Annotated in this window: 10 protein-coding genes; 5 read left to right on the top strand and 5 right to left on the bottom strand. The window is 71.2% G+C overall.

The features are described from left to right. Positions 1 to 270 (top strand): DUF1949 domain-containing protein (locus ETD86_RS47415; RefSeq protein ID WP_138673194.1); only part of this gene is annotated, 270 nt, incomplete at its 5' end. Positions 271 to 288: 18 nt separating this feature from the next. On the opposite strand, the gene ETD86_RS47410 is transcribed toward ETD86_RS47415, so the two are convergent. Then, positions 289 to 1,518 carry an isochorismate synthase gene (locus tag ETD86_RS47410; RefSeq protein ID WP_138673193.1) on the bottom strand — a complete coding sequence of 410 codons (1,230 nt, stop codon included), beginning with the start codon at positions 1,516 to 1,518 and terminating at the stop codon, positions 289 to 291. A 217-nt stretch (positions 1,519 to 1,735) separates the two neighbouring features. Here ETD86_RS47410 and ETD86_RS47405 point away from each other — a divergent pair, with 217 nt between their 5' ends. Continuing rightward, positions 1,736 to 2,566, top strand: coding sequence for an SGNH/GDSL hydrolase family protein (locus ETD86_RS47405; protein WP_138673192.1), 831 nt, complete (start codon positions 1,736 to 1,738; stop codon positions 2,564 to 2,566). A gap of 8 nt (positions 2,567 to 2,574) precedes the next feature. Here the strand turns inward: ETD86_RS47405 and ETD86_RS47400 are convergent, their stop codons facing one another. Next, on the bottom strand, positions 2,575 to 3,288 hold the full coding sequence (locus tag ETD86_RS47400; RefSeq protein WP_138673191.1) for an HNH endonuclease family protein: 714 nt from the start codon (positions 3,286 to 3,288) through the stop codon (positions 2,575 to 2,577). Between the two features lie 73 nt (positions 3,289 to 3,361). Between ETD86_RS47400 and crcB (ETD86_RS47395) the strand changes: the two genes are divergently transcribed. Together crcB (ETD86_RS47395) and crcB (ETD86_RS47390) are read left to right on the top strand one after the other, a co-directional pair. After that, positions 3,362 to 3,805, top strand: coding sequence for a fluoride efflux transporter CrcB (crcB, locus tag ETD86_RS47395; RefSeq protein ID WP_138673190.1), 444 nt, complete (start codon positions 3,362 to 3,364; stop codon positions 3,803 to 3,805). Next, positions 3,802 to 4,161 carry a fluoride efflux transporter CrcB gene (gene crcB / locus ETD86_RS47390; RefSeq protein ID WP_138673189.1) on the top strand — a complete coding sequence of 120 codons (360 nt, stop codon included), beginning with the start codon at positions 3,802 to 3,804 and terminating at the stop codon, positions 4,159 to 4,161. The genes crcB (ETD86_RS47395) and crcB (ETD86_RS47390) overlap by 4 nt, the downstream gene beginning before the upstream one ends. A gap of 66 nt (positions 4,162 to 4,227) precedes the next feature. Here the strand turns inward: crcB (ETD86_RS47390) and ETD86_RS47385 are convergent, their stop codons facing one another. Next, positions 4,228 to 5,892, bottom strand: coding sequence for a TROVE domain-containing protein (locus ETD86_RS47385; protein WP_138673188.1), 1,665 nt, complete (start codon positions 5,890 to 5,892; stop codon positions 4,228 to 4,230). A gap of 755 nt (positions 5,893 to 6,647) precedes the next feature. Between ETD86_RS47385 and ETD86_RS47380 the strand changes: the two genes are divergently transcribed. After that, positions 6,648 to 7,568, top strand: a complete 921-nt coding sequence (locus ETD86_RS47380; RefSeq protein ID WP_138673187.1) for a S1C family serine protease — start codon at positions 6,648 to 6,650, stop codon at positions 7,566 to 7,568. Here the strand turns inward: ETD86_RS47380 and ETD86_RS47375 are convergent. After that, positions 7,528 to 8,889 carry a glycosyltransferase family 4 protein gene (locus ETD86_RS47375; protein WP_138673186.1) on the bottom strand — a complete coding sequence of 454 codons (1,362 nt, stop codon included), beginning with the start codon at positions 8,887 to 8,889 and terminating at the stop codon, positions 7,528 to 7,530. The genes ETD86_RS47380 and ETD86_RS47375 overlap by 41 nt on opposite strands. A gap of 158 nt (positions 8,890 to 9,047) precedes the next feature. Next, positions 9,048 to 12,158, bottom strand: coding sequence for a S41 family peptidase (locus ETD86_RS47370; RefSeq protein ID WP_138673185.1), 3,111 nt, complete (start codon positions 12,156 to 12,158; stop codon positions 9,048 to 9,050). Positions 12,159 to 12,206: the final 48 nt, after the last annotated feature.

Below are 12,206 nucleotides of genomic sequence, written 5' to 3'. Positions count from 1 at the left end.
GTGACCGAGACCCTCGACCGGGCCGAGCCGGTGCGGATGGTGCCGGCCAAGCGGGTCCGCGTCTCGGTGGCGCACGACCAGGCGGGGCGGGTGGAGAACGATCTGCGGGCCTCGCGGTACGCGGTCGAGGACGTGGTGTACGCGAGTAACGTCACCTTCGCCGTCGCGGTGGGGGAGGACGAGGTGGCGGCGTTCGCCGACTGGGTGGCCACGCTGACGGCCGGGCGGGCCCGCGTGGCCGTGGGCGAGGACGTTCACGTCCCCGCCTGAGGCGGGCCGATAGAGGGCTCAGCCCTCCAGCGCGTACTGCATGACGCGGAACTTGGCCTGCGCCTCCGTCAGCTCGGCGGCCGGGTCGGAGTCGCCCATGATGCCGCCGCCGGCGAACAGGCGGGCGCGGCGGCCCTGGATGAGCCCCGAGCGCAGCGCGATGCCCCACTCGCCGTCGCCGTGGGCGTCGATCCAGCCCACCGGGCCGGCGTACCCGGCCCGGTCCATGCCCTCCAGCTCGCGGATGACCTTGATCGCGATGTCGGTCGGCGTGCCGCCGACGGCCGCGGTCGGGTGCATGGCGGCGACCACGTCCAGCACCGACGCCCCGTCGGCCAGCCGGCCGCTGACGTGGCTGGCCAGGTGCTGGACGTTGGGCAGCATGAGCAGCTCGGGCTCGTCCGGGGTGGTGAGCGACGAGCACAGCGGGGCCAGGGTCTGGCGGACCGAGGCGATCGCGCACTCGTGCTCGGACCGGTCCTTGGTCGAGGCGAACAGCGCGGCCCCGCGGGCGAGGTCGTCGGCCGCGCTGATCCCGCGCGGGGTCGTCCCGGCCAGGACGAGGGACTCGATCTCCTGCCCGGTGCGCCGGATCAGCAGCTCGGGAGTGGCGCCCACCAGGCCCGCGACGGAGAAGGTGTAGCACTCGGGGTAGCGGCCGGCCAGCCGGGCCAGCAGCAGTCGCACGTCGATGGGGCGCTCGGCGGTGGCGACGAGGTCGCGGGCGAGCACGACCTTCTCCAGCTCGCCGTCGCGGATGCGCTGGGCGGCGCGGGCGACGACGTGCTCCCACTGGGGGGCGGAGAGGCTGCCGTCGCCGTAGCTGATGCGGCCGGGATCGCGCACGGGGGAGAACGTCTGCAGCGGCGCTTCCCCGATGGTGGTCAGCCAGGCGTGGCCGTCGCGGCGGGCCAGGACGGCCTGCGGCACGACCAAGACCGAGCCCTCGGCGTCCTCGTCGAAGGTGAAGCTGCCGAAGGCGACGGGACCCGAGCCGGGCGTGCGTACGGCGTCGTCGACGTGCGCGTAGCCGAACACGCCGGCCAGCCACTGCCGGGCCCACGCGAACCTCCCTGGCCCCGGCGGCACGGCGACTCTGGCGGCCTCACCCCAGCCGACGAGGCCCTCGCCGTGCCTGATCCAGGCGTACGGCGCCGTCCTCGGCAAGGAGGCCAGCAGGTCACCGGGGTCGCCGACAGGTGTGGTGCGAACCGGCAGCGGGCGGGTTGTTCCGAGCGCGACACTCACTCAAGACATGCTATTCGCGACCTGAACATGTTCGACTCTGACCCCCGTGAATGCCACGTTACGGCCAACGAACTCGGAAAAAACCGGACGTCCGTCTAGATTGGGCGCACCCTGATCGTCTTCGGGCTGTCAAGCGGCCATATGAAGACGGTCCTGAAATGACAGACCTGACCTCAACGCCATGGTCCGGCCATGATCGGCTCTCTACCTTGGGGCCATGATCGCTCGCCTGGGCCCCGTTCTCGCCGCGGCCGTCGTCCTGTCCGGCGCCGCTCCGGCGCAGGCCGCCGCGCAGCCCGTACCCGAAGTCATGGCCGCGCTCGGCGACTCCATCTCCACCGGTTTCAACGCCTGTGGCTGGTACGTCTCCTGCACCTCCCGCTCGTGGTCGGCGGGCGACCACAAGGAGATCACCAGCCACTATCTGCGACTGTCCAAGTTGTCTGGAACGCTCCAGAAGCACAACCTCAACTTCGCCGTCCCCGGCTCCACCAGCGCCGACCTACTAGGCCAGGTGAAGAAGGCGGTCGCGGCGAAGGCCGACTACGTGACGATTCTCATAGGCGCCCAGGACGCCTGCACGCGTACCGAGAAGGCCATGACGCCGGCGTCGACCTACCGGCAGCGGCTCGACGCGGCGCTGGCCGAGCTGCGCGCCGGCATGCCCAGGGCCAGGGTGCTCATCGCCAGCATCCCCGACCTGCGCCGGCTCTGGCAGGCCGGCCGGCGCAACCCGCTGGCCAGGACGTTCTGGACACTAGGCCGCATCTGCCCGACGATGCTGGCCAACCCGAGCTCCGTCAAGCGGGCCGACACCGAGCGCCGCAACCGGGTGCGCGATCGGGTGATCGCCTACAACCGGGCCGCCGCCCAGGCCTGCGCCGCCTACGGACCCCGTTGCCGCACCGACGGCGGCGCGGTGTTCTCCTACGCGTTCACCCTCGACCACGTCAGCAAGTGGGACTACTTCCACCCGAGCGCGGCCGGGCAGCGGGTGCTGGCCGAGCTGACGTTCAAGAACGGCTTCGACTGGCTCGACCCACGCTGACGCACTGCTCAGCGACACTGGGCCAGCATCGTCTTCTTGTCCGCCGCGGTGACCGGCACGTTGTACTTGAACGCGACCTGCGCGAAGCGGGTCACGTACGCGCAGCGGATGCGCCGCTGCGGCGGCAGCCAGCTCGCCGGCCCCGAGGCGTCCTTCTGCTCGTTGGCGTCGCCGTCCACGGGCAGCAGGTTGAGCGGGTCGTTGGCGAAGTCGAGCCGCTTGGACATGGGCCAGCGCGGCGCGCCCATGCGCCAGCCGTAGTTCAGCGGCACGACGTGGTCGACCTGCACCTCGTCGGCGTTGTCCTTGTGCCAGAAGATCGTCCTGCCGGTGTAGGGGTCGTCCAGCGTCATCGAGACGACCTCGCAGGTGGAGCCCGCGCGGTACGTCACCTCACGGCCGTCGCGGGCCAGCAGGTCGTCGCGGGTCCGGCACCCGTTGCCCGCATACGGGACCCCCGCTGCCGTGTCCGCCCAGTTCTCCCCGTACCGGGTGCGTTCGTACCCGGTGTTGGGGCCGAAGCCCTTGACGCGCAGCCGCCGGATGAGGTCGCGTGCCTTGGCCTTGTCGGCGTCGGAGATGATGGGTGCCAGGCCGGGCAGCGTGCCGCTGACGTTGCCCAGCGGGCTGGTGGCGGTGGCCGGCGGGGTCTTGGTGGTGCCGACGAAGGAGACGACGATGATGGCTCCGGCGAGAAGGGCGATGGCGTCCTTCGTGCTCAAGCGGTCCTCCGTGCGCTTCCCAGTTGTCTAGAGAAATTCCCGGCTTCGACCGTTTTGACACGGGGAGGGTTATGTGACTGATCGTCCGATCGACCCGGACGTCGATCTTCACGTTCCCGCGCAGCGTGCCGAGCTGCACTGGCCGGTGCTGGCGGCGATCGCGGCCGGCGGCGCGCTGGGGGCGCTGGCCCGGTACGCCGTGCAGTCGGCGGTGCCCGCCGCGCCGGGCGGGTTCCCATGGGCGACGTTCTGGGTGAACGTGTCAGGCTGCCTGCTCATCGGGGTGCTCATGGTGGTGATCACCGAAGTGCGGCCCGCGCACCGGCTGGTGCGGCCGTTCCTCGGGGTGGGGGTGCTGGGCGGGTACACGACGTTCTCCACGTACGTGGTGGACATCCAGCGGGTGGTCGCGGCGGGCGCGCCGGTGACGGGGCTGGCGTACCTGGCCGGGACGATGGCGGCGGCGCTGGCGGCCGTCGCGGCCGGGATGTGGCTGACCAGGCGGATCGCGCGGTGACCATCCTGCTCATCGTGCTCGGCGCGGCGGTCGGGGCGCCGCTGCGGTACCTGGTGGACCGGGCGGTGCAGGCGCGCCACGACACGGTGTTCCCGTGGGGGACGCTGACGGTGAACGTGGCGGGCTCGGCGTTGCTGGGGTTCCTGGCCGCGCTGCCGGCCGGGGACGGGCTGATGGCGCTGGCGGGGATTGGATTCTGCGGGGCGCTGACGACGTACTCGACGCTGGGGTACGAGACGGTGCGGCTGATCGAGGAGGGGGTGCGCTTCCACGCGGTGGCCAATGCGGTGGCCAGCATCGTGGCGGGGCTGGGGGCGGCCTACTGCGGCGCGGTGCTGGCCCAGGCCGTGCTCTGAGATCCCTGGGCGGGCACGGCCGGCCGCACCCGCCCAGGCGAGCCGGTAGAGCGGGGGAAGGCCGGCTTACCGGATGAAGCCGTTCACGATCAACGGCAGTGAGGCGTCCAGGCCCGCCACGTTCAGCACGCCAGGGTCCTGCGGGTCGCCGATCGAGTAGCCCGCGGCGGTCATCGCCGCCACCACGACGCGAGTCCCCGCGGTGACCGAGCGCCGGTAGGCGTCCAGCTCCTGCGACGGGTGGGCACGTCCCGCCCAGGTCTCGTTGTCGGTGAACACCACGAAGCCGTCCGCCCCCACCCGCTGCTCACGCGCCCACCGGAACGGCAGCGACAGGTCGGTGCCGCCGCCCGAAGGCGCCCAGCTCTTGATCTCGCGCAGGTTGGTACGCGGCGTCACCCGAGAAGGGTGGACACTGGTGTCCACGTCGATGACGTGGACGTTCCCCTTCTCGATCCGGGCGAGCATCACGGCCATGGCGCAGCCGACCTCGTACGGCGTGCCGATCGAGGAACCGCCGACCATGACATCGCCCCAGCTCATCGAGCCGGACGAATCGACCGCGACCAGCAGCCGCCGGCCGGTGGGCTCGACGGCGCCGAACGACAGCTCGTACGTCCCCTCCAACGCGTCCACGATCGCCGGGACCGGCTGCCACGTCTGCACATCGGCGCGCGGGTTCGGCCTGCTCCGGCCGGAGGCGTAGACCCGTAGCGCGAGGAAGGCGTCCATCGGGTGGATGCGCGCACGCAGCAGCGCGTCTCGGTCGGTGAGCCGGGCTACCGCGCGCCGGGTGGCGTCGCTCATGGGCTCGAGCGTGCCGATCCGGGTCATCCTCGACAGGTTGCGGATGAGCGCCGTCACGCCGATCGTGTCGATCAGCGCCTCCCACACCTGCGGCTCCCTGAGCATGGCGTCCGGCAGGAACTCCCACGGCACCTTGCGCTCGCCGACCACCTGGATCGCCTCGCGGGCCGTGGTGACGGCCCTCGCGGTGAGGAACCGGTCCACCGACTCCAGCACGTCGCGGGCCTCCGCGTCGGACACGTTCCCGGCGATCCAGCCGAACAGCCGGCTCCGCTCAGGGCCGTCCGCCTTCGGGTGGGCGATACGCAGGACGTCGAGCAGATCGAACGCCTCGCCCTGGGGCGTCTTCCGCTGGCGCGCCTTGCACACCCGGAACGCGACGTTGTCCGCGTGGTCCGACAGGAACCAGGAGGACAACGCTGTGCGCAGCGACCGGCCGACGACCGGGGCGCTGCCGCGAGCGGTCGGCTTGCCGCCCAGGTTCTTGTAGTAGCCGAAGAACTGGGCGAGGTGGTCGGTGGTGCGCGCGACCTTCGGCAACGCCGCCTTGGCGGCCTGGCGGGTGGCCGCGTCGCCCTTGGCGTAGCAGGCGGCGAGCGCGAACAGCGCCGGGCGCTGCTTCGGGGCACGCGGCGGGCGTGCGGTCGAGATGCCGGTGAGCAGTTCGACGACGCGCGGGCCGTCCTGGGCGATGGCCTGGAAGAGCACGTCGGCGTTTTCGGCGGTCAGCTTGTCCTGCGACACGTAGTAGGTGCCGCCCGTGGTGCCCAGGATCAGGAAATCCTCGACGCGCTGCCACACGTCCTTGGCGAACACGTAACCGCCTGCCGCGTTCCTCACCTGGTCGGTGCGGCCGGGCAGCGGCTGGGCCTGCGGCGTGGCGATGGCGGAAATGCCGGCGAGAGGGTCACGGTTGCGGGGCATGAGGCGCCTCCTGGCGTTCGACCCGCCGTGGTGGCGGATATGGGACGATCGTCAGCCGTGCCGGGGGCACGGATGTGAGGCACCTGCCGGGCGCCCGGCCGACCCGGGCAACCGGCCGCGCGATAAAGCGGCCGGAAGGAATCGAACCTTTGCCTGTGGGGTAACCGACAGATTTCGACCCGTGCCCCCGGCAGGGCTGACGAATGAATGAGCGAGATTCGGAGAAGGCACGGATGTGGAAAGGTCCACCGGCGTTTAGGCGCTCTGCCGGCTGAGCTACCGAGACCGTGATCCCGGGCAGGACTCGAACCTGCGACCACCCCGTTATGAGCGGATAACCGATGAACTTCGACCCGTGCCCTCACCGAACCGCACCGAGAACCGTCGAGCTGGGAACGAGCACGGATGTGGTGAAGCGGCACCGGGATTTGTCCTTTTGGAGAAAGAGATAACCGATGCCATTCGACCCGCACCCGCTCCGAGCCCGACGGGATCAGGCAATTAGCGGGGTTTGACTGATCGAAACCGTAGCATGGGACGGCGAAGGCGGCGCAACTGAATTTGCCGCATCATGCGTGCGGCCTAAAACGCGGGCGAATGCGTTTCACCGTTCCTCTTCGGGCGGCCCGGTTCCTCTTCGGGCGGCCCGCCGGATCGTGCTCAGGCCCTGACCGGCATCGCGGACAGCGTCCAGGCGGCGCACCCTCGCGGAAGCGGAGTTAGCGTGTAATCCTGTAAGCAAAGGAGTGCACGTGATGGCGGATCCCCTCGACGCCTACTCGCGCGTCGTCTCTTCCGTGGCGGCCGAGTTGCTGCCGAAAGTGGCCGCCGTGCGGGCCGGCCGGGGCAGTGGGTCCGCGGTGGTGTTCACCGCAGACGGATTCCTCCTGACGAATGCGCACGTGATCGGATCGTCGCGCACCGGTACGGTCGCGTTCGCCGACGGCACCTCGGGCGACTTCGTGGTGGTCGGCCGGGACCCGCTGTCGGATCTGGCGGTGATCAGGGCGCAGACGGCCACGCCCGCGCCCGCTCTCCTCGGTGACAGCGACGAGCTGGTCGTCGGGCAACTGGTGGTGGCGGTGGGCACGCCGCTGGGGCTGGCCGGGTCGGTGACGGCCGGGGTGGTGTCGGGGCTGGGCAGGTCGTTGCCGGCGCGCAGCGGGTCGAACGTGCGGCTGATCGAGGACGTGATCCAGACCGATGCGGCGCTCAACCCGGGCAACTCCGGTGGGGCGCTGGCCGACTCGCGGACGCGGGTGGTCGGGATCAACACGGCCGTGGCCGGGGTCGGTGTGGGGCTGGCCGTGCCCATGAACGCCACGACCCGCTCCATCATCGCCGCGCTGATCAGGGACGGGCGGGTCCGGCGGGCGTTCCTCGGGCTGGTGACCTCGCCGGCGCCGCTGCCCGAGCAGCTGCGGCGGCGTACCGAGCAGGACGGGGCGCTGCGGGTGGTCGAGGTGGTCCCGGGCTCGCCCGCCTACCAGGCCGGGCTGCGCGCGGGCGACCTGGTGCTGAGCGCGGACCGCAACCCCGTGGGCGACGCGCAGGGCCTGCAGCGGCTGATGTTCGCGGAGGCGATCGGACGGCCGCTGCCGATCACCGTCTATCGCAACGGAGCGCTGGTCGACGTCATCGCTGAGCCGGTGGAGTTGACGGGCTCTGAGGTGTGACCTCCGGCGGGGCCGCTGGAGACGACTCGGACGTGTCCGGCGGGGACGTGTCCGGCGGGGACGGCCTGACGTACGTGCCGTTGCGGCGGGCCAGGAGCTCGGCCAGCAGCGCGTCCCACTTCTGCCCGATCACGTCCACGTCGTACGTGTGCGCCGTCTCCACCGCCCCCTCCGCCAGCTGCCTGCGCAGCTGCTCGTCCTCGATGACCCGCAGGATGGAGGCGGCCAGGTTGGCGTTGGTACGCGGCTTGACCAGCAGCCCGTCCACCTCGTGGGTGATCATCTCCTTGGGCCCGTGCGGGCTGTTGAAGCTGACGATCGCCAGTCCCTTGGCCATGGCCTCCAGGATCGTCATGGGGAAGCCCTCGTGGCGGGAGCTGAGCACGTAGACGGACGCCTTCTCCAGCTCGCCGCCCACGTCGGAGGTGGGCCCCGGCAGCTCCACCTTGCCCTCGAGCCCGGCGTCGACGACCTGCTGGCGCAGGTTGTCCTCCTGCGGCCCGGCGCCGAAGATCCGCAGCTTCCAGTCGGGGTGAGCGGCGGCGACGGTCTCCCAGGCGGTGATGAGCCGGTGGAAGCCCTTGATGCGGGTCATCCGGCCGAGCGCGATGGCGACCTTGGCGTCGAGCTTGGCCACGTCACCCGTCATGGGCGGCACGGCGTTGGGGATGCGGACCAGCTTTCTCGGCTTCTTCGGCAGCGTCTCCCGGTAGTCGCGCAGGTCGGCCTTGGTGAGGGTGACCAGGGCGTCGAGGCGGCGGTAACGCCACTTGATGAGCTCCTGGATCGGCTCGGCCTGGGTGCGCAGCGCCACGTGCTCCTGCCCGATCGTGATGACGCCCGGCGGTGCTAACTGGGCCATCGCGAGGTTGAGCCCCGGCCGGGTGGCCATCAGCACGCCGCTGTCGAGGGAGCGGATGAAGCGGGCCAGCTTGATGTCGGTCCACAGGTTGAAGCGGTGGTACGCCGTCTCGTCCTTGGGCATCAGCCTGCTGGGCACCTTCGACAACACCGCGCGCATCGGGTCCGGGTTGGGCTTGAGCCGATCGTCCAGGAAGCGGAACGTCACGCGCGGGTCGATCGGGAAGAACGGCTCCTCGGCCTCCTTCAGAATGCTCACGATCTCCACGTCGTGCTCCCTGGCCAGGTAGCTCGCCAGGTTGAACACGGTCCTGATCGTGCCGCCCATGCCGTGGGCGTGCAGCAGCAGGATGCGGATCCGCTGGGTGGAGGGCGGCGGCGCGTTGCGCGCCCTGCGCCGGTTGTACCCCCGATAGAGCCGGACCGCAGCCGACTTTCCCTTGCGTGCCAGTGCGCGCACCTGACAAGTCCCCCTTTAGGACCGAGAAGTCAACAACACACGTGGCCGGGGACAAGAGTCATGCCCTTGCCGCCGGCCATTGTCTCGCGTTGGCGGAGTGCACCGTTCATCCCCTATGCGCTTTCCCCACCACTGATCATTAGACGCCCGCCATGCACCTAAGGTTGCATCCGCGGCCTATGTGAGGGATCGGGAGTATGCGGGGGCCGTTCGGCCAGCAGCTCGAGCGCGACGTCGATGGCCCGCTCCAGCTGCGTGTCCACGCCCCGCGCGTAGTCCTGCGGGGTGATGTCCACCTCGATGTCGGGGTCGGTGCCGTAGTTCTCGACCTGCCAGCCGACGTCGTCGAAGGCGAAGGAGAACTCCGGCTGCGTCGTCACGGTCCCGTCGGCCAGCTGGTGCCGCGGCCAGATCCCGATCACCCCGCCCCAGGTGCGCTTGCCCACCAGCGGTCCCAGCTTCAGCACCTTGAAGGTGTGGCTGAAGATGTCGCCGTCGGAGCCCGCCCACTCGTTGGTGATCGCCACCAGCGGCCCGCGCGTCGACTCCTGCGGGTACGGCTCCGGCGCCCCCCACCTCGGGTAGTCGTAGCCGAGCCGGCGCCGCGACAACTTCTCCAGCAGCAGCGCCGACACGTGCCCGCCGCCGTTGAACCGCACGTCCACGATCAGCGCGTGCCGGTCGTACTCGGCCAGGAACCCCCGGTGGAACTCGCCGAACCCGCCCGTCCCCATGTCCGGCACGTGCAGGTAGCCGACCCGGCCGGCGGAGCGCTGGTGGCAGCGGGCACGGTTGAGGTTGACCCAGTCGCGGTAGCGGGCCGGCTGGTCGTCGGCGATCGCCCGCACGGTCACCGCGAAGACCCGATCCTCGCGGCGCAGCGTCAGCTCGACCTCCTCGCCGGCCTGGTTGACCAGCCGCTCGTTCGGGGTGGCGGTCGCGCCGATGGGGGCGCCATTGATCGCCAGGACCGCGTCGCCCGGGCGTACGTCCACGCCGAGCCGGTTGAGCGGCGAGGTGGCCTTCGGGTCCCACGGATCGCCGGTGACGACGGAGCGGATGTGGTAGACGCCGTCGCGAAAATCCCAGTCCACGCCCAGCTTGCCCTGGGTGTAGTCCGGCCCGGGGCGGTACTCGCCGCCGCTTTCGTAGGCGTGGCTGGTCGCCAGCTCGCCGTGCAGCTCCCACAGCAGGTCGGAGAACTCGCCCCGGGTCGTGACCCGCTCCACCAGCGGCTGGTAGCGGTCGTACACGGCCGGCCAGTCCACGCCCGCCATGTCCTCGGTCCAGAAGTTCTCGAGCTGCAGCCGCCACGCCTCGCGGAACATCTGCCGCCACTCCGTCTCCGGGCACACCGACACCTTGACGCGCGACAGGTCGATCCAGCCGCTCTCGCGCTCCTTCCGGTCGTCGTCGTCCGGCGCCTCGCCGGCCTTGACCACGCGCAGCCTGGAGTCGGCCCGGTACAGCAGCGTCTTGTGGTCGCGGCCCAGCTCGAAGTCGGTGACCCCGTCGGCGAACGTCTCCTTCTGGCCCTTGGCGAAGTCGTACAGATGCAGCGTGTTCTCGCCCTCGGTGTGGCTGGCCAGGATCAGCGCCTTGTCCTTGAGTCCGGCCACCCGCTCGTAGCGGCCCTCGGGCAGCGGGAACGCCGTGACGCGGCGGGCCAGCCCGTCGACGTCCACGCGCAGCGCCTCCGGCTCCTCGCCGTCGCCCTCGTCGTCCTTCGCCTCCAGCGGGCGCGGCTCGGGCACGAACGGGTCCGGTACGTCCGCGCGCAGCGCCACCGCGTACAGGCGGGTGCCCAGCGGGAAACCCAGGTCGAACTGGAGCTGGTCGTAAACGGGGGAGAAGGTCCGCTGCCCGATGAAGTACAGGTAGCGGCCCCGCGGGTCGAACGCCGGCCGCGAATCCTTGAGCACCGGCTCGGTCGCCTGCACGGTCAGCCCGGTCTCCGGGTGGTGCAGCTTGATCGCGCTGGTCTGGGCGTTGAGCGGGGCCGCATAGGCCAGCCACCGCCCGTCGTGCGACCAGACCGGGTCCTCGGGCGAGCCGTCCGGGTTGGCCTCGACCAGGGTGGAGCGGCCCGTCGCCAGGTCGATCAGGTGCAGTTCGAGGCGGTGGTTGACGATCGCCACCCGGTCGTGCGCCGGGTCGGCGACCAGGGCGTTGATCCGGCCCAGCCGGGCGACCTCCGTGCCGGGGCCGCCCTCGCCGCCTTCGAGGATCACCAGCTTCTCCTCGTCGCCGTCGTCGCTGGCCGCCGCGATCAGCCGCACGCCGTCGTTGAGCCAGGTCAGGAACCGGTAGCGGAGGCCGTCCTCCGCGCCGTGCTGGTGGACCGGGCCCTCCCAGTTCGCCATCGCGTACGCCTTGCCGCGTGCCGTGATCGCCAGCGCGCTGCCGTCCGGGCTGAGCGTGGCGTTGTCGAGGTAGTCGGCGGCGTCGACGAAGCGGCGGTTGCGCTGCGTGCGCGAGCTGGGCAGCCGCACGTCGAGCCGGCGCGGCCGCTCGCCGGGGTCCAGCAGGTACAGGTCCGCGCCCGCGTGGTAGACCAGCCGGTGCCCGTCGCCGGACAGGTTGCGCGCGTAGTAGTCGTCGTGGTGGGTGTGCCGGCGCAGATCCCCGCCGTCGGGGTCGCACGAGTAGACGTTGCCGACGCCCTCGTGGTCGGAGATGAAGCACACCCGGCCGTCGCTCCAGCAGGGCGAGGCGAGGTTGCCGGGCAGCTTGATCAGCCGCCGGAACTCGCCCGCGCCGCTCGGGTCGATCCACAGGTCGCCGACGGTGCCGCCGCGGTAGCGCTTCCAGCGGGCCGGGTCGGCGGTGTTGCGGCCGAGCACGATCATCCCGGCGGGGCCGTACGCGATCGAGTTCGCCGGGCCGTACGGCAGCCGCTCCGGCACCCCGCCGGGCGCCACCCGGTGCAGCCACTTGCGGCCCGCGAACGGCTGGGCGGCGTCGCTGGCGTACAGGACCCGGCCCTCGGGGTCCCAGCCGGTCACCATGCAGCGGGAGCCGTGGAAGGTCACCCGCCGGGCCGCGCCGCCGTCGGCCGGCATGACGTACACCTCTTCCGGGCCCTCCTCCCGGCCGACGAACGCCAGCCGGTCGCCACGCGGTGAGATCCGCGGATAACCGGCCTCGGCGAGCCCGGCGGTCAGCCGGAAGGCCCGCCCGCCCTTGGCGGAGACCATCCACAGGTCGTCTTCGGCGGCGAAGACGACGACGTCGTGGAAGACGGCGGGAAAACGCAGGTAGGCCGACATGGCAGCAGCTCCATGGTCACCCGGCGGGCGGGCGGCTCGTGCCGCCCG

This window comes from Nonomuraea turkmeniaca (assembly GCF_005889735.1).
GTDB classification, from domain to species: Bacteria; Actinomycetota; Actinomycetes; order Streptosporangiales; family Streptosporangiaceae; genus Nonomuraea; species Nonomuraea turkmeniaca.
The sequence above is the reverse complement of the archived record's forward strand: the minus strand, read 5'-3'. Positions and strand labels throughout refer to the sequence as shown.